The sequence below is a fragment of the Clostridium sartagoforme genome (assembly GCF_004794105.1).
In the GTDB taxonomy this organism is placed as follows: domain Bacteria; phylum Bacillota; class Clostridia; order Clostridiales; family Clostridiaceae; genus Clostridium; species Clostridium sartagoforme_B.
In genome coordinates this window covers 1-19,963 of record NZ_SRYR01000007.1, presented here as the reverse complement: position 1 = coordinate 19,963, position 19,963 = coordinate 1, and the positions used below count along the sequence as shown (strand labels likewise).

Here is a 19,963-nt window from a genome sequence, read left to right as displayed (position 1 = left end):
ATTAATTGAAATTTATATAGATAGCCTAGTAAAAATCAATAAGTATTTTCATATTATTATTTCTTTCATTACTAAGATTATTTAATTTCAGAAACTCAGATCCGCTACAGTTTCCTCTACAATTCTTAATTTTTAATTATTACTTCTCCACTCTTACCTTCTCACTATTACCTCTTGTCTCTTCACTCTTACTTCTTAACCCTTACTTCCACTAAAGTCTATATATTTCCTTAGGCTTTATGGTAATTTTCTTTAATATAAAATGTGAAATAATACTTACTACTATTATTATTCCCAGTCTTATAATAGATAATTTATATGTCCCTAAAGAATACATAAAATACATAGAGTCAATCATTTCTGATATAACTAATGCTAATAGCATCCCTGGAAAAGTAATAATCATAAATCTTGCAATTTTTTTTGGTAAATTAAATATTATCCCTTCATTCATATCTTCAAGTAGCATTTTATTAGTTAATTTCTTTGATATAAATATAAGTACAATACCCACTAATAAAAGAATCATAGATATCATTATTACTTGAAAATTAGTCATAGGATTCCCTATACTGGAATAACCAATATACTCCATGGTACCATTAATAATATAGTCTAATCCATATATATAACTATTTTTATAGTAACTTAATGATTGTCCAAAATTGATGTATAAAAAAACTAAATATATAAAACTAAATACTATAGTTCCAAATAAATAATAAATATTTGAAAAAATAGAATCTAATAGAGCTAGAACTCCTATTATTAAAACTGCTATACATATTAATTTTAAAGTATCTAGAAGTACTAACTCATAGAAACCTCCAATATAACTTAATATTTCACTTTCACTAGACCAACCCCTTAATATAGCGTATAAAAAAGCAATTATATATACTAAAGAGGACATGCTAATTATAAGAAATTCTCTTTTTCTTATATCCATCCTAGAAAATGGCCCTGCAAGCAATGTAGACCACTTTTTCCTTTTAAAAACCCCAACAGTAATTACATATATAACTACCATATATAAGCCAAATAAAAAAATATGAGGAATAGTTAAAATATTTTCTTTATTGCTATGATTATACAATTGAGTTCTAATATACCAACTAAAATAAGTAGATGTAGCTAATAAATTTATTATAAAAGCTGAAATATAAGTAACTAGTAAGGGAACTAGAATGCTTCCATCACCTTGATAAAATATAGCCTTATTAAAGTATTTCTTCATCAATGCACTTCCCCTCTATTCTATTAATAAATACCTCCTCAAGACTTAAATCTATTTCTTCTAAAAATAAAGGTTTAAATCTCTTAAGCCATTCTTTAAACTCCTCACAATTTTCTTCAACTATTATAGTAAATACCCTTCCAACTTGAGAAATTCTAAAAATACCTTTAAAAGTTAAGTCCTCAACATATACAGGCATATCGAAAGCAACTTGTATCTTCTTAAAGTTACGTCTAATCTTATCTAAAGAATTATGATAATCTATACTACCATTATGCAAAATAATAACTTCATCACAAATTTTTTCAAGCTCAATAAGATTATGAGTACTTATTATTATAGATTTATTATTTTTAGCCCCTTCTTTTACTATAAGCTTTAAAAGCTTTTCTTTTAATATAGGATCTAACCCTGAAAGTGGCTCATCTAAAATAAGAAGTTCAGAATTTAATGAAAAAGCAATCATTAGATTTACTCTCATCTTCATACCTTTTGATAACTGAAGAAATCTTTTATTTAATGGAATTTTAAATATTTTATTGATTTCATAAAACTTTTCTTCATCAAAACTCTTATAAATTGATTTATAATAATTAATAATTTCAGATATCTTAATTAAATAAAAGCTACTATGTTCATCAGGTACAAAAGCTATCTTATTTTTCACTTTAGGATTATCATATACTTCTTCTCCTTTTAGCAAAATCGATCCTTCACCTTTATATAAGCCAACTATTCCTCTAATTAATGAAGTCTTACCAACTCCACTTGGTCCTACTAGTCCTAATATTTTTCCACTTTCCAAGGTAAAACTTATGTTATCTAATATTTTATTGTCTCCATGCTTAAAAGAATAATTCTTAACCTCTAACATATCTATTTAACCTTCCACTACATTATTTACATAGTAATAATCAACTACGTATCCTTCACCTTCATCAACAACCACTAGATACAAAATCATCTCAGCTTCTTCAATATCAAATTCATTATTAAAAGTACCATCCTCATTAGGATGTCTATCATCATTATACTTCATATTACTTGCATTTCCATTTAAAGAATAAAACCTTTTGTCTATAGGCTTTATATAATTGGGTATTTGTTCTAAAGAGCCCTCATAATAATCCCTTATGAAATCCAAATCATTTTCTGTAATCTCTTTTAAATCATAACTAGAAAATTGTGGTATTTGACTATTTATATAGCTCCACCTATCATCCCCTATATATAATCTATATCTTCTTGAAATGCTTTCTAGAAACTTCCTTGAAATCTTCTCATAATATCCATTTTCAGCTTTTATAGTTTCACTAATATTGGCATATCCAATAAAGTTAACTATAGCTTCTTCAGGTGTCTTAAAATTTTCTTGTTTTTCATAAAAATCTTTCTTATTCCCTAAGGCTCCCACTATAAGAAAAGCTATTATAACACCTATACAGGCTAATACTGTAGACTTTTTCATCTTTCCTTCTCCTAATATGATAAATTGTAAAAAAAATACTAAGTGTAAAAAACTCCTACACTTAGTATTATATTTTTAATCTTCTTTATTAACAATAAATATTTTCTTAATAAAACTTTTGTAATCTTAAAATTTTCTTAAGCTGAAAGGCCCCTCTTATTTTTCCTTCATATCTGAGCTTGAGAAGTTAGTAAATGGGAAATTTACTGGCATTCCAGTTTTTCTTGATTTATATGCAGCTAAAATAATTGATAGAGGAACTATTGCATCTTCTCCACTTACATATGGCTTTCTATCCTCATTTATAGCATCTACTACATCTCTAAATAAAGGTGTATGTCCTTTTCCATAAACGCTATCTATTTCAACTTGTAAGTCCTTCTTAACTCTTTCTTCATCTTCACCTTCGAATCTCCAAGTTTTTAGCTCATTTACAGCAAGACCACCTATAACTACTGTACCTTCAGTACCAAATATACTTAATGTTTCTTCTAGGTTCTTAGGATATACAACAGCACTTCCCTCAACTATTCCTATAGCACCATTTTTAAATCTAATTACTATAGCACCGAAATCTTCAGCTTCTATTGGATTTCTATACGTATCACACTCTGCATATACTCTTTCAACTTCAGATCCAACCATCCATTGTAATAAATCTATGTTATGAATACATTGATTCATCAGAGTACCACCATCTAAGTCCCAAGTTCCTCTCCATGGAGCTTGCTTATAATAGTTGTCATCTCTTCTCCAAAGAATTCTTGCAGTACCATTCATTATTCTACCAAGCTTTTCATCTTCTATAGCTTCTCTAAGCTTTTGGATAGGTTTGTTAAATCTATTTTGATGAGCCACTGATAATTTGACATTATTCTTTTTAGCAACTTCAATCATTTCATTAGCATCATCAATTGACATAGCCATTGGCTTTTCAACTATAACATGCTTACCTTTATTCATACAGTAAATTGCAATTTCTGCATGATATCCACTTTCTGTAGCTATAGTAACTACATCAATATCTTCCTTTTCAAGCATTTCCTTATAGTCTTCATATACTCCAACATTTAAAGAATTATCATTCATCTTTTCTTTATATTCTTTTGCTTTAGCTTCTGCAAGTTCCACCTTAACATCACATGTTGCTACTAAATTTGCTACATCCTTATTTTCATGCAATCCTTCTACATGCTTATATGAGATTCTCCCACATCCTATAATTGCAAAATTTAAATTCTTCATATTCATCACCTTTACAAATTAATTTAAACACTTTAATATGGTTTTAAATATAATCCCTATATCAATAAATATATTATTGTTATTTATATATTTTAAGTTTAATTTAAGCTTATGCTTCATAATGACATCAATATAATATTCTTCAGGATTTTCTACAGTACCTAGTAATTCATTTTCATCTCTATATTCAATCGAAGCAAAATCTGTTATTCCTGGTTTTACATTAAGTACTTCTCTCTCTTTATCATTATAAAGCTCAACATATTTAGGAACTTCAGGTCTTGGTCCAACTAAACTCATATCTCCCTTTAAAACATTAAATAATTGAGGTAATTCATCTAACTTGTACTTTCTTAATATATGACCAATCTTAGTTATTCTGGAATCCTTACCGACTGTAATTTGCTTACCAATTTTTTCAGCATCTACCACCATAGTCCTATACTTTAAAATTTCAAACTCTTTTCCAAACTGCCCAACCCTTTTTTGCTTAAAAAACACTGGTCCCTTTGAATCTAGTTTTATTAGTAAAGCAATTACTATGTAAATTGGAGATATTATAATACATCCTACAAAAGATGCAACAAAGTCGAATATTCTTTTTATAATTTTATTAAACATATTAATCTTCCTCTAATAATATATAATAAGTAGTTACGTTAATCTATTAAAAATATCTACTAACTGTTTAGTTAAATTTCTTCTATCAAATTGTGCACATCTACTAATACTATTAGTATTTATATTTTCCCCTGACTTAAACTTTTCATATTCTGAAAGAATAAATTCCTCAATCTTACTAATATCACCATGATTAACTGCTAATCCAATACCATTTTCATTAATTAACTTTGCTGCCACACCTTCTACTGGCATTATACCTAAAACAGGCCTTTCTGCTAATATATAATCAAATATTTTACCAGTAAACACTCCCTTACTTTCACTAATATCAGGTAAAATAATAAGGTTAATATTTGAATTTCCCATAATATTTAATATTTCTTTATGTTCTACATAAGAATTAACTTTGATATTATTAGATATTTCTGAGCAATTTATCATATTTATTAAATCATTTGCTACATATCCTGTAAAATTAACTTCCAAACAATTAACTATTTCAGGTTTATATTTTGCTATATTCTCTAGTGCTTTTATTAAACTTTTTGGTGTTCTTGATGAATCTAGTAAACCAGCATAATTAATTGTAAATTTGCTACTTTCTATTTTCTTTATACCTTCTTTATCTCCACCATCAAATCCATTAGTAATTGTAATAAATTTATTCTTATATTTAGGATATCTTTTCTTATACATATCCGTAATAGGCTCTGTAACATTTATAACGACATCTGCTAAGGCAATAACCTCTGCTTCCATATTTTTTTCTATTTCTATTCTTTTGCCACTATACCTATTCATTATAGTATCATTTCCTATCCAAGGATCTCTAAAGTCAGCTACCCATGGTTTATTAGTTTTTTTCTTTATTTCCATTGCAATTAAATGGTCTGTATATGGAGCAGATGTAGAATAAATAATATCTATATCATTTTCTTTTAATATTCTCTTTTCTATATCCTTAACTGCATGTTTATACCATCTAATCTTTGTATCTGGTATATAATAATTATATTCTAAATACCTAAATATTTTATCTTTAATAGTATCTCTTTCTTCAGAAATTGTAATACTATCACTTACTTCTTCTTTGCCACTTGATCCTCTTATTTTGCTCAAGACTGAATTAACTTTTTCTATTTTTTCTCTTAACCAAAGCATTTCCCCAGAATTAGATCTATAAATTTTAGCTTCTTCTGGAATTTCCTTTAACATCCCATAATCATAAGCAAAATTATGTCCATCTTTCACAGTTGAAACTATAGGATTATATCCATTACCAGGTAAATACTTTACATATTTTAAGCTTCTTTGAACACCACTTCCTCCTATAGGCGGAAAATGATACGCAATGAATAACACATTTTTATTCATACAAATACCTCACAATTTTTATAAAATCAATTTTTATAATATAAAAACTAAATTTAATTATACTATAAATATTTCTTTATTGCTATAATATAGTGTACTATTCTATATTATCATTAATTATGCTAATATAATATTATATTCAAACTAATATTTTAGGAGGATTAAAATGAAGATTATAACAGTAATTGGTGCACGACCACAGTTTATAAAAGCTGCCGCTGTATCAAATAAACTTAGACAAAATCACGAAGAAATACTGATACATACTGGGCAGCATTATGACTCAAATATGTCTGATATATTTTTTGAGGAGTTAGAAATTCCTAAGCCAAATTACAATTTAAAAATAGGTTCTGGAAATCATGGTTACCAAACTGGTAATATGTTAATTTCATTAGAAGAAATATATCTTAAAGAAAAACCTGATATGGTATTAGTCTACGGAGATACTAATTCAACATTAGCTGGCGCCTTAGTTGCTAGTAAATTATTAATTCCAGTTTCCCATGTAGAGGCAGGGCTAAGAAGCTTTAATAAAAACATGCCTGAAGAACAAAATAGAATATTAACAGATCACCTTTCTAAATATCTTTTTGTGCCATCAGAAACAGCTGTTAACAACTTAAAAGCTGAAGGAATATCTGAAGGTGTCTATAATACAGGTGATGTTATGTTTGATGCTATTAACTTATTTAAAAATAAAGCTGAAACCAAGTCTTCAATTCTTGACTTACTAAATATCGATAAAAAACACTATATATTATCAACTATCCATAGAGCTGAAAATACTAACGATATTAATAGACTTTCAAATATAATAGAAGCTTTAAATAGTTCAGATGAAAATATAATACTTCCACTTCATCCAAGAACTAAAAAATTTATAAAGGACTATAATTTACACCTATCAGATAGAATTAAAATCATTGATCCTGTTGGATATTTAGATATGATAAAATTAATGAACAATTCAAAAAAAATAGTTACAGATAGTGGTGGTATCCAAAAAGAAGCGTATTTCCTAGAAGTACCTTGCATTACTATGAGGGATGAAACTGAATGGGTAGAAACCGTTAATAATGGATGGAATACTCTTGTTGGTTGTGATAAAGAGAAAATTAAAAACTCTATTCTAAATTTTAATCCTACTACTGAACCTATAAATGTATTTGGAAATGGTAATGCTGCTGATATAATTTCTGAAATAATAAGTTAATATTAAAGCTGCAATTAATTTATATAATTGCAGCTTTTCTAATTTTATAAATTTCTATATGCATCTAATACAATCTGCATATTATCTTCCCATATAGCCCTTTCTTTAATAATTTCTCTATTAGTATCCTGTGCTTTTCTCACAAGACTCTTATCTTCAATAGTTCTTATCATAAGTTCACTTAATTCTTTAGAGTTAAACCCCTTTAAAATAAGACCATTTACCTCATCTTCAATCCATTCTCTATTAGCAGGTAAATCAGAAACTATCGGAAAACTTCCACTAATCATACTCTCCAATAATGTAACTGAAGTAGAATCCGATGTAGGTATTGATATAAAGCTTAACCCTTTATTAAGTAAATCAAATAACTCTTCTCTATTTATAAATCCTCTGAAATCAACATTATTTTCTATTCCTAACTCATTTATATAATTTAAAATAGACTTCTCACTACTGCCTGAATTAGTAATTATTAATTTTGAGTCACTATATTTTTCTAAAACTATTTTAAAAGCATCTAATATACATTCTACATTTGAGTTTTCACATAATGTTCTCATACTTAAAAACATATTGTCTCTGCTTTCACTTACATTCTTATAATCAATATCTGATAAACTTACCCCCATTGGTACAGTAAGTACTTTATTTTTATCTGCTTTTAAATTAACTATTTCTTCACTCATATAATCTGAATCAGAAGTAACTAAATCACATTTTTTTAACACATATTCAGTTAGTAATTTATAAGCTTTATTCTTTTTAGGAGTTACTAATATATCGGTTCCCCAAGTGGAAACTACTAATGGTATTTTACCTTTAACTAAACTTCCTATAAATCCATAACTAGTTAGATAATGTGCATTTATTAAATCCGGATTAATTTCTTTAATAATACTTCTTATCTTAGGAACCTTTTTTAAATATGCTTTATTCCCACCATCACTATCAATATTTATTGAATCTCCCATATAATAGAACTTTATCCCTGAAATATCAGCATTTCTAAAAGAAATAAGATGTACTTCATTTCCAGTATCTCTAAAATATTCTATCCATCTTCTTGTATGAATGCTTCCTGCGTCTCCTAGAAAACAAATTTTCATAATTTACACCTCTATATAAATTCCTTAATATAATCCATATAAAACAAACCAAATAACATCATGAAAGTACTAGAAAAACTATATATTTCTCCTGTAAAATTAAATGCTATTCCCGTTAAATTTCCATAAGCAAAGAATATTGATATTAGTACACCTAATGATAAATATGTTAATTTTTCTTTTCCCTTAGTTTTAAAGTAAGCAATTAGAGCATCTATACCAATTTTAATTATTAAAATTAGTGAAATAATCATAAATGGTAATCCCATTTCTGCTGAGAAGTTTAACAATAAATTATGTGCATCAATATATGACTTAGTAGTTCCAGAATACTCATTAAAGAAATACTTGAAATTTCCTAATCCAACTCCTATATATGGATAATCTTCTGATATTTCTACTGCTGAACTCCAAATAATTTGTCTTGTTCTGCTTTGAGAATCTATGACTTTTTTTATAACTTGTGTCATCTTATTGCTCTTAGTAGTACTTGGCTTATCTATTATGGTCTGAATTTCATTTATTGTATCTTCATCATTTACGTCAGCCCTAGACATAACATTTCCTGATACCATTACACCAACTATTAAAAATACAACACCATATTTTTTCCAATTTCTGATATTGAAAATTAGATATAATATAAAAGTTAAAAAAATTGCAATTAAGGCACCCCTTGATCTTTGAATACCTATTGATAAACTATATAAAATCACATAAATAGTCCATCTATTTTTTATTCCATCTTGTTTAGCCCACTTTGCTAGTACAATTATAAACATCAATAATGAATATGCTAAAATAGCATTAGAGCCTAAAGGTCCATATAGCTTTTCAGTACTCCCTTTTAATAAAGATAGCATATAATAAAGAAAATCTGGTGCTATAGAAATTAATGAGCCCAAAACTGTAGCTTCTAAAATTTTATTATAAAACATCTTATTATCACCAAAGTCCGATGTTCTAACAACATAAAACAAGAATATAAATGGAATAAATGATAATAATATAATCATAATTGCTACTTGTTTATTAAATGCAAAAAATGCATTTATTATTATCATGATAAATAATAATATTCTTATGTACTTATTACTCATCTTATTTTTATTAATATTGATTCTTTTTAAAAGGCCATTTTTAAAAAGGAAAAATAAAATTATTAAATAAAATGCAGTATAAAAAATCCATTGTTCATCTAATAAGTTTAATCTTAAAAAAATATATCCACCTAGTGGTAATAAGAAAATACTAAAAAATGCAGCCAAAATAGTATTTTCATAGGATTTATCCATATACCAAAAAACAAAGAATATAAAGGGAATTCCTAATATAGCAGCTAAGAAAGTTAATTTTGCTTCTGTTCCCCACAACGTAACAATTGTCAATATTTCAAGTATTGAACATAAAATAATATAATAATAATTCTTATTTAATTTCTTCATTTAAGTTGATTCAACTCCCTCTATAGATTAACCGTTTTTATTTATATAACTCAATTATTTTTTCACCAGAAATGGCTAATGCATTCTTATCTATAGAATACTTTATTATTTCTTCATAAACTGTTATCCAATCACTCCACACTGAATTTTTATCTAAACTTGAATTATGCCACAATAAAGAAAACACACCATTAACCTCTATAATTCTATCAATAACTTGTTTTACATATTCAATAGCTTCATTTGGACTTAAACCCATATATTGAGCTTCAGATATTGTTCCATCCATAACTATTAGTGGTATTTCATATATATCAATAACTTCTCTATTCAATATATCAAAAGGTTTATATGGTGTGCATACGCCACCCCTAAATCCTGCATATTTAGCATATCCTAATGTTGTATCATATTTCAATCCACACTTAGCTTGTATATTCCATGTGTCAGGAACTTTAAATCTTAAATAATGTTGACGAATACCTACTAAGTTAGTAAATTCATTAATTTTTTCAGCCTCTTTATTTAGCAAATTAAAATTATTATAACTATTATAACTTCCATGAACACCAATTTCACTAGAATTATCTTTTATTCTTTTAAAAACATTCTTTAAGTTTTTATTATTTATATTATAATAATTATCTTTCCCAGTTTCACCACCACACATAAAATAGTAGGAAGCATTTATACTGTACTTTTCTTCTAATGTAGCTAGATAATCAAAGGTCCAAAAAGGATCCTTTTTTTTATTTAACAAAACCTTAAGTGAATTTGACATCAATTTAATTGAATCTTTTATATTTTTTTCTCTTAAGATTTTTATTCCAATAGTTTTAATTATCTTGTCCTTATACTTAAATATTGAATCAATATCATGACTTAAGAAGAATACAAACTCTTTATTTAACCATCTATTTTTCTTTTCAATTTTTTCATCTAACTTTCTTAATATAGATAAAAATAACTCAATTTGCTCATTTACAATTGGTCTATTTAAAAAATTAAACTTATATGCTATTGATTCTTCTAATTGAAATCTCTCATGAGAATCTTTTTCCTTACATATAATTTCTTCATATCTTGTTACCATAAAAAATATATCAGATATTATATCCACCAACATTTTGAATCCATTATCTTCCTGAAGGTATGTTATATTTTCCTGAGAAAATATAGATATTATATCCTTGATTGACTTAATACTCTCTTCTAACTCTATTTTTTTAACACTATAATTTGGTTGTAACTTTAAATAATTATCATTAAATAAGTTTAAACTTTCTTTAATCCAAATATAATTATTTGAATATTTCTTTTTAAGTTCAGGAGAATAATAAATAATTAAATCATCATTTTCTATTTTACTATCTATATCTAAAAATCTATGTTCAATTCCTATAGACGAAAAAATCAAGTCAAATGTATACTTCTTTTCAAGTATATATTCATCATTTCTAATATCTATCCAGATCATAAAATACCTCTCTACTATTATTTAATAACCTTTTTAATAATTCCTTTTAGCTTAGGAGCACCTAAAATAAAAGTTTCCATTGATTTTCTTAAATCAAACTTAAAATCTTTTGTTATAGTGAAGTATTGCTTTTGAATTCCCCCAAATGAGCTGAAAAACTTTTCAATATCTTTATTCATAGAACCCTCAAAATCAAATTTAAGTTTCATGCTACTGGCTAATTTTATGGCTTCTAATAATAATAATGATGTAGCATTAGAACCTTTAAATTCTGGGTTTATTCCTCCTAATAAATAATACATACTTTCTTTATCCCAAACTAAATAAATTGCAGCATGAATATTATTTTCTTCATCAATAGCATAAATTGTTTCTCTACAATTTCTAGTACTACACTCATTTTCTATTCTTTTTAATAATTCAATGTTATATGGTATTTTCATACCCTTCCTTTCAAAGGTCATATTGTTAATCTTATAGAATTCTTCAATGCTTATTCCCTTTTCTACCCTAACAATCTTTTCTGCTTTTCTAATAAGATTTCTAGTAGTGGCATCAATTTCATTATATAATTTTTCAAAATCTGATGTATCTTCTATTACATAAGTATATCTTGTAGTTTGATTATACCCTTTCCAATAAAATGGTAACCAATTAGTAAAAGAATAATCAAAATTTTGGGAGTAACTTCTAATTTCCTTCTTTTCTAACTCTTCTATTAATGAATTTATTGTTTTTCTTTCAAAAGATAATTTAGAAGTATATTTCTGATTTTTAGGATAATCTATATATATACCACTCTTTTGAGTTAGCTTCCCCTCTTTTATAATTATTCCTTTATTTGTTTTTTCAAATGAATATGGTAATGCACCTATAACTTTTCCACCTTTATCATTTAAAACAACATCCCAGTTTTCGCTACCTACGATAGCATCTAGCCACCATGGCTGCGCAAAAATATTTATATTTACTTGCTCACAAAATTTAATATATTTATCTTTGTTACACATACAAACTCCTTTAGTAAGAATTAATTACACTCTTGATTCTATCTCCAACTAATCCATCTATTTTATAAAAATTTCTTTTTATATAATCTCTATCTATTTCCCAGTTAATATTATATAATAATTCTAATACTTCTTCAGTATTTTTTGCCCCTTTAGAAATATTGTTCTTAACGAAATTCCCATGGTCCCAATATTTACTTAATAATAAACATATTGATGGTTTATTAAGAATAGCTGCTTCTAGATTAACTGTTGAATGAACACTTATAACAACATCTGCCCAAATAATTGCTTCATAAATATCCATATCTTTAGTTATATTATAATTACCTATATTATATTTTTTAATTAAATCATGGTACATTTCAATAAATGTATCATTAGGATGTAATTTTATAACTATCTCATATTCTTTATTATACTTGCATAAGCTACTAAACAGAAGTTCCGTAGCTTCTTTAGATAGGTCTTTAACATATTGAGTAGCGAATAATATTTTCACCTTATTGTCACTTTTATTATTTTTTTCTCCATCATTTATCTTCTTAAAAAGATAATCTGTTCTAGGCTGTCCCGAAACAACGACATTATCAAAATTATAAACTCTTGTTCCATTTAATAGCTTATCCCTATATTCCTCTCCCCATACAAATGTCTTCTTAGGAATATAAATATAGTTTTCTGTAGGAATAAAATACGATACTGATGCTTCAGTAATTATTCCATGTTGAATCGCAAAGGTTGACTTATTCAATTTATTTCCTGAATAAATCAAACATCTAGCTCTATCAGCTTCATCTGTACATATTATTTTATCTATTTTTAAAAATTTTATTAGTTTTTCTGCTGAATATATCTCATAAATATAGCTATTCAAAATTTCTTCCATTTTAATAAATATCATTTCATTAAGTAAATCGTATAAATTATAATTATGAAAATTAAAATTAAAATTTTTAAGTATAGATAAATTATTCTTCAACTTTTTATTATCAAATTTCATTTTAAAAATAGTCTTTTTTAAAATTATAAAATCTTCAAAAGGGAAAAAGTCCCTTCCTATTTTATTAGACTTGTCTAATACTAAATCATTATTTAAGAATTGCATTCTAAATATATTCTTTTCTTCTTTAAAGGAATTTATTAATTCTCCAAATTGACAATCATAATTAATTACTTCATCCTTTATCTTTATTGTATTAATATCACTTGCATGTGTCATAAATAAAATATTTTCTTTTTTATTCTTACTTATTTTATATTTAATAAGATATCTATATCCTCTTATTATCCTAAAAATTTTTTTTAATTTATTTTTATTAAATTTACTCTCTGACTTACTATTTTCAATATTATCTTTTATATCCTCACATATTAAATTAAACATAGATTTACAAATATATTTATAAACTAAATCATTAGTATATACCTTTAACTTATTACCCTTATATTTCTTTACTAAAGCCTCAATTAATAAAAACTTATTTAATATGCTTTTTATATTATTACATATAGTTCCTCTTGCGAAGTTGTATACTTCTATTTCATCATATACATATATATCTTTAATACCTATGTTAGATACCTTCTGTTCCTCTATGGAACTTATAAAATTATCTATCTCATAATTATAATTATATTCTATTAACTTTTTCTCTATAGGAGTTTTCTCTCCGTTTTCTAAGATGTATATATTATTATCATCAATCAAAAACTCTATCATATTTCCTCCATTTTCTCTAATTAATTTATAAGGAACTATATTACTATAGTTCCTTATAAATTAACAATTACTTATTTATCTTTATCGATAGCAACTTCACTTTTATCTACCCTATGATATGTTGGGACTATATTTTCCATCATATCTTTAATTTTTTCATTACTATCCTCTTTTAATAATTCTTTAAGCATATTTAATTTTATTATTAATTTATCCATACTCTCAAAAGTAGGTTTTCCAATATATATCTTATTATGAGAAGTATCTCCTAAGCCTTCTTCACTCATTAAAAGTTCTTCATACAATTTTTCACCTGGTCTTAATCCTGTAAATTTAATTTTTATATCTTTATTAGGTTCAAACCCAGATAATCTTATTAAATCACAAGCTAAATCATATATCTTTACAGGCTTTCCCATATCTAATACAAATATTTCTCCACCTTTTGCAAATGCTCCTGCTTGAAGAACTAATTGGGAAGCTTCCGGTATTAACATAAAGTACCTAGTTATATTCTGATGCGTTACTGTAACTGGACCACCTTCAGCAATTTGCCTCTTAAATAAAGGAACTACAGATCCATTACTACCAAGAACATTTCCAAACCTAACTGATACAAAATCGGTTTTACTTTCCTTATTCATTGCTTGAACTATCATTTCACACAACCTCTTTGTAGCTCCCATTATATTAGTTGGGTTTACTGCCTTATCTGTTGATATCATAACAAATTTATCAATATTATGATTGTGGGCCTGCCTAGCTAAGTTTAATGTACCAAAAACGTTATTTTTTATTGCTTCCTTTGGACTATCTTCCATTAATGGAACATGCTTATGAGCAGCTGCATGGAAAACCACATCAATTTTATACTCATCAAATATCTCTTCTAATCTTTTTTCATCTCTTATAGACCCTATTAGCGTCTTAACATATATATTAGGATACTTAGACCATAACTCATTTTGTATATCGTAAGCATTGTTCTCATATATATCAAAAATTATCAATTTACTTGGCTTAAAGGTTACAATTTGTCTACATAACTCGGAACCTATTGACCCTCCTCCACCAGTTACTAAAACTGTTTTTCCTGTTATATAATCAGATATGCCATCATTATCTAATAGTATAGGATCTCTTCCTAATAAATCCTCTAATTCTACGTCCTTAATCTTGCTTACACTTGCTTTACCTGAAATTATTTCATATATTCCAGGTATTATTTGCAATTTACATTTTGTTTGCTTACAGATATCTATCAACTTCATTTTCTCTTCATTCTTTAATGAAGGTATTGCAATTATTATTAAGTCTATTCTCTTTTCTTCAGCTATCATAGGAATATCCTTAGTTGTTCCTTGTACTTTAACACCTGAAATTCTTTTTCTTTTCTTATAAGGATTATCATCAATAAGAACAACAGGATTTAATTTCAAATCCCTTCTAGATAATATTTCATTAATAATCATAGTTCCAGCTGAACCAGCCCCAACTATCATTACCCTTTTTTGATCTGGCGAATATTTATAAGGCATATATATTAACATTCTTCTATATACTCTATATGCAATTCTTATTCCAAGCACAAAACATATTACTAATATTACTGATAATACACTTACATTTAAAGGTATAACACTCCCTATAAACCTAGTATAAATAATAGATACAACTCCTGCTAATACGCTACCTCCAACCCCAAGAAGAAATTCATCTGTCCCAGTTAAATGCCAAAGAGAGTTATACATTCTGAAAATGAAAAAGCTAATTAAATAAATTAAACTAACTATTATAAAATCATCCTTATATATTGTAACTATCTTTCTAAATTCATCTGAATACGTCATATTTATTACAATTAAATATGCCATATTTACTAGAAATACATCAACACATGCTAATATCAGCATTCTCCATTTTTTCATTTGGATAACCTCCATACTGTAACCATTTATCTAATTCAATTTTATCTACTTCTAATTTCCTAATAATTATACTACTTATTATCTACATTGTCTATAAATCTTAAGCTTAGGATATTCTTATAATTATCTATTCTTTATACTACCTTTAATTAAAATGATATATTTTTTAAATTCATTTCTATAAATAATCATCAAAATCAATAAAATTACCAACACTATTCCTGATTTGATAAGAACAGATTTCCAAAAGCTAAATCCAATTATTACGAAAGAAAGCATAGATACAATTAAAAATACTCCTGAAATTAAAAACAGCTTTACTATACTTAGTTTTATAGGCTCAATCTTTTTAGAAATAAAATATACTAATAAACAGGATATTATCATTGATATTAAACTTGCTAATGAAGCTCCCATCATTGAGTACTTAGGGATGAATAGCATATTTAATAAAGAATTTAATATTGCCCCAGTAAAGGTTCCTAAAGCAATAAATTTAACACCCTTTTTATTATAAAATAAAGGATTCACATAAAAATAATATATTCCATTAAAAACAAATGAGAAACTTAACATAGGGATTACTTTCCAACCCTCATAATAAGCTTCACTGGCCATTATTTTAAATATTTCTGGGCCAAATAAAGACATTCCCATAGCTAAAAAACAATAAATAACTACAATATACTCTGCTGTTTTTACTATTTCTTCTTCATTTTTTTCCTTATCCTTCATTTTATTGAAAAACCAAGGTACATAAGCTTGATTCACTGCTACGGTGATAACATTAATTATATTTGCAAATTGAGATCCCGTAGAATATATGGCTGGTGACGATAAGCCTTCATATCCATTTAAGAATAAACGGTCTATCATTGAGACAGCCCACCCAGATAAGGTATGAGGTAGTAATGGTAATGAATATTTCATTGCCTGAACTAAATAGCTCTTTTTTATTTTTAGAGTAATTGATGGAATAAATTTTATCATTGTATAAATGAAAAAAATAGTATCAGTTATAGCTAAAGCTAAAAGTACTCCTAGTGCTCCTATTCTTAATCCAACAACAAATAATATGTTCAATCCTAAATTAGTTATGAAATATAATAAATTATTCAATCCATAGGTAGTACTTTGTTCTCTTGCTTGTAATGTACTTTGGAATATTGTATATATGGGATTAAATGTAATAGATATTAATCCTAAAATTATATAAGGATAAAAGTTAACCCCCTTAGCTAATGGTAATAATATTATATCTTTAAATATAATTAGTAAAATAGTTAATACTAAGCTATTTAATATAATAAAGGATATACAAGTCCCCCAAAATTCTTTTAATTTCTTATCATTTTCCTTATAATCAACATAAAACCTTACTATAGCTGAGTTTAATGAAAGTGTATAAAATATTGATAGAAAAGCTACCAAAGGTTGCACTACATCTGTTATTCCTTTATCATTGGGAGATAATAAATTAGTATATACAGGTAATAAAAATAATCCTATGGCCTTTTGTAAAATTTGTACTATACTATATATTCCTGAATTTTTCAGCAAGTTTCTTTTACTACTCATTATTGATTCTCCTACTTATTATCATCTTTTAATAATTCACTTATTATTACTTCTGCTATTTTAAAGTCAAGTTCAGTATCTATATCTACTGAATGATATGGATCCATTACATATCCAGTCAAATTACTTGGTTGAAACGATCTTTCTTCTAAAAATAATTTTGTTTCTATCAAATAGATTGCTCCATTTATTCTATAAACCTCAGGTAAATCCTGTCTTCTTGTAAAATTTATTCCATCTTTGATAAATGGTATTAAATTATCTCCCTCAAAAACATTTGTCCAATATGGGTTCACTTCGCTTTCACACACTGATATTATTGCTTTTTTTCCAGTATCTGTTAATTTTTCTACTGCCTCATTAATATGTTGGTAGTTTCTAAGTGGCGATGTGCACTGTAGTAACATTATATAATCTGGCAAATATCCTTCACTTTTTTTCAAATAATCTATCATATGTATTACAGCATCTACTGTAGGCGATACATCTCCAGCTAGTGTTTTAGGCCTAAAACATGGTATTTCAGCTCCATATTTTTTAGAAATTTCTGCTATTTCACTATCATCAGTAGAAACCACTACCCTATTTATATACTTACTTTTTTTCGCTGCTTCAATTGTATAACTAATTAATGGTTTGCCATTAATGTTCTTTATATTTTTTCTAGGAACACCTTTAGATCCTCCTCTTGCTGGTATTATAGCCAATATATCAATATTCATAATTATTCTCCTTTTTATTTCATGCATACTATTACTAATTATATCATATATATTTTATAATAAAAAAAATAAAAGAGTAATAGAATACTATTACTCTTTTATTAATATTTTCTTAAAATTGTTTTTGTATTTGATCCGCTAATATCTTAGCAAACTTTAATTGATTATTTGGATCTGCTAATTTCTTAGCTTCACTTGGATTTGAAATAAATCCACACTCAACTAATACAGAAGGCATAAGCGTATTTTTAACTACATAAAAATCCTCATCCTTAGCCCCTCTATTAGTATAACCTAGTTGTGATGCTATATTATTAACCATATCTGTTGCAAGTTTCTTACTTGCAGATATTTTGTTGTTAGTAGCCTTAATTTCTAAATTACCTTTTGGGAATAGACCAATGTCTTTCCCTGAATCTGTTACTGCAATACCAGCAATTGGTGCAGCTGTGCTATAATAAACTTCAGTTCCATTTGCTGTTGGGGCATCAGGAGCTGTATTGTGATGAATGCTAACAAATAAATCCGCATTCAAATCATTTGCAAGTTTAACCCTCTTAGCTAAACTTTCTCTCATAGGTAATGTATCCCTATCATTTTCTTCTCTTGTCATTACTACTTCATAACCTCTTGAAACTAGTTCCCTCTTAAGCTTCGAAGCTACTTCCATATTTAAAATAGTTTCATTATAAGTAACACCATTATGCTTATATTCTGCTCCTGCATCTCCACCATAATTATGCCCTGGATCTATTACTATTAATGTTTTATCTGGTTTAACTAATATATCCTTAGCAATATAATCATCTTTTTCCGCTTTACTATTCTTATGTTTAACATGAACTACAACACTATAAGTCCCTGAAGTTTTAGGTGTAAAACTAGCAGTTTTATTAGTACTCCAATCACTTAACAACGTCCATGTTTCTGTAACCCTATCACATACCCATATCTTATATAAAGCATTATTTTGAGGTTCTGCTAAAGCATTAATTGAAATTTTATTGTTAACCTTATAATTACCCGTAACATCTAGTGAAATAGCTGTAGCCTTATCCTTTTCATGAGCGAAAATATCCTTAGACATATAGTCTTCTTGAACATTTGAAGTTGAATACTTATTCTTAACATGAACTACAAATGAATAATTTCCCTTCTTTTTAGGAGTAAATGTAGCTGTATTTTTTGTACTCCAATCACTTAATACCGTCCATGTATCTGTGCTTCTATCTGCTACCCATAACTTATATAAAGTACTATCTGAAGGATCTGCTGTTGCAGTCATAGTAATAGGTTGTCCTATTTCATTTCCCCCTGATAAAGTCAAACTTTTTACAGTCGATTTTTTATACTGAACATTTACATCTACTGACTTATATGAATCTTGAGTTTTGGTATCACTATTTTTATGTTTTACATGTACTACAAAACTATAATTTCCTGCTTTCTTAGGTACAAATGTTGCTGTATTTTTTGTACTCCAATCACTTAATACTGTCCATGTATCTGTACTTCTATCCGCTACCCATAACTTATATAATGTCTTATCTGCTGGATCTGCTGTTGCTGACATAGTTAATGTGGATCCAACATATTTACCTCCAGTAACACTTAATGACTTAGCATTAGATTTAGCACTACCAACTTTCACATCTACTGACTTATATGAGTCTTGTGTTGTTGTTCCACTGTTTTTATGTTTTACATGAACTACAAAACTATAGTTTCCAGCTTTCTTAGGTACAAATGTTGCTGTATTCTTTGTACTCCAATCACTTAATACTGTCCATGTATCTGTACTTCTATC

At 26.9% G+C, this 19,963-nt stretch carries 16 protein-coding genes; 1 reads left to right on the top strand and 15 read right to left on the bottom strand.

Annotation, left to right across the window (positions count from 1 at the left end; all coding sequences use genetic code 11):
• Positions 1-211 precede the first annotated feature (211 nt).
• From E5347_RS12170 to E5347_RS12145, 6 genes are all read right to left on the bottom strand, one after another.
• Positions 212-1,237: a hypothetical protein gene (locus E5347_RS12170; protein ID WP_136007501.1), complete on the bottom strand. Its 1,026-nt coding sequence runs from the start codon at positions 1,235-1,237 to the stop codon at positions 212-214.
• Positions 1,221-2,111: an ATP-binding cassette domain-containing protein gene (locus tag E5347_RS12165; RefSeq protein ID WP_136007500.1), complete on the bottom strand. Its 891-nt coding sequence runs from the start codon at positions 2,109-2,111 to the stop codon at positions 1,221-1,223. Before E5347_RS12165 ends, E5347_RS12170 begins: the two co-directional genes overlap by 17 nt.
• Positions 2,112-2,117: 6 nt before the next feature.
• On the bottom strand, positions 2,118-2,705 hold the full coding sequence (locus E5347_RS12160) for a hypothetical protein (RefSeq protein ID WP_136007499.1): 588 nt from the start codon (positions 2,703-2,705) through the stop codon (positions 2,118-2,120).
• Between the two features lie 156 nt (positions 2,706-2,861).
• Positions 2,862-3,950: a Gfo/Idh/MocA family protein gene (locus E5347_RS12155; RefSeq protein WP_136007498.1), complete on the bottom strand. Its 1,089-nt coding sequence runs from the start codon at positions 3,948-3,950 to the stop codon at positions 2,862-2,864.
• Between the two features lie 18 nt (positions 3,951-3,968).
• Entirely contained in the window at positions 3,969-4,577 is a 609-nt protein-coding gene (locus tag E5347_RS12150) for a sugar transferase (RefSeq protein WP_136007497.1), read from the bottom strand.
• A 27-nt stretch (positions 4,578-4,604) separates the two neighbouring features.
• Positions 4,605-5,948, bottom strand: a complete 1,344-nt coding sequence (locus E5347_RS12145; protein WP_136007496.1) for a glycosyltransferase family 4 protein — start codon at positions 5,946-5,948, stop codon at positions 4,605-4,607.
• A 166-nt stretch (positions 5,949-6,114) separates the two neighbouring features.
• On the opposite strand from E5347_RS12145, the gene wecB reads away from it, so the two are divergent.
• A complete protein-coding gene (wecB, locus tag E5347_RS12140) occupies positions 6,115-7,164 on the top strand; it encodes a non-hydrolyzing UDP-N-acetylglucosamine 2-epimerase (protein WP_136007495.1) in 1,050 nt (349 codons plus the stop codon).
• A gap of 44 nt (positions 7,165-7,208) precedes the next feature.
• Here wecB and E5347_RS12135 read toward each other — a convergent pair whose 3' ends face one another.
• The 9 genes from E5347_RS12135 to E5347_RS12095 all read right to left on the bottom strand — a co-directional run.
• Positions 7,209-8,273, bottom strand: a complete 1,065-nt coding sequence (locus E5347_RS12135) for a glycosyltransferase family 4 protein (protein WP_136007494.1) — start codon at positions 8,271-8,273, stop codon at positions 7,209-7,211.
• Between the two features lie 11 nt (positions 8,274-8,284).
• Entirely contained in the window at positions 8,285-9,718 is a 1,434-nt protein-coding gene (locus E5347_RS12130) for an O-antigen ligase family protein (RefSeq protein ID WP_136007493.1), read from the bottom strand.
• A gap of 37 nt (positions 9,719-9,755) precedes the next feature.
• The gene (locus E5347_RS12125; protein ID WP_136007492.1) at positions 9,756-11,195 is read right to left on the bottom strand and encodes a polysaccharide deacetylase family protein; all 1,440 of its coding nucleotides are present in this window, start codon (positions 11,193-11,195) and stop codon (positions 9,756-9,758) included.
• 17 nt (positions 11,196-11,212) lie between these two features.
• On the bottom strand, positions 11,213-12,205 hold the full coding sequence (locus E5347_RS12120) for a GNAT family N-acetyltransferase (RefSeq protein WP_136007491.1): 993 nt from the start codon (positions 12,203-12,205) through the stop codon (positions 11,213-11,215).
• A 10-nt stretch (positions 12,206-12,215) separates the two neighbouring features.
• Positions 12,216-13,928 (bottom strand): hypothetical protein, encoded by a 1,713-nt coding sequence (locus E5347_RS12115; protein WP_136007490.1) that lies wholly within the window; start codon positions 13,926-13,928, stop codon positions 12,216-12,218.
• Between the two features lie 71 nt (positions 13,929-13,999).
• Complete coding sequence (locus E5347_RS12110) at positions 14,000-15,856, bottom strand: polysaccharide biosynthesis protein (RefSeq protein ID WP_136007489.1); 1,857 nt, start codon at positions 15,854-15,856, stop codon at positions 14,000-14,002.
• A gap of 123 nt (positions 15,857-15,979) precedes the next feature.
• On the bottom strand, positions 15,980-17,434 hold the full coding sequence (locus tag E5347_RS12105; RefSeq protein ID WP_136007488.1) for a lipopolysaccharide biosynthesis protein: 1,455 nt from the start codon (positions 17,432-17,434) through the stop codon (positions 15,980-15,982).
• Positions 17,435-17,445: 11 nt separating this feature from the next.
• Positions 17,446-18,156: a cytidylyltransferase domain-containing protein gene (locus tag E5347_RS12100; protein ID WP_136007487.1), complete on the bottom strand. Its 711-nt coding sequence runs from the start codon at positions 18,154-18,156 to the stop codon at positions 17,446-17,448.
• A gap of 112 nt (positions 18,157-18,268) precedes the next feature.
• The coding region (locus tag E5347_RS12095) for an N-acetylmuramoyl-L-alanine amidase (protein WP_207670484.1) at positions 18,269-19,963 on the bottom strand (1,695 nt) is incomplete at its 5' end.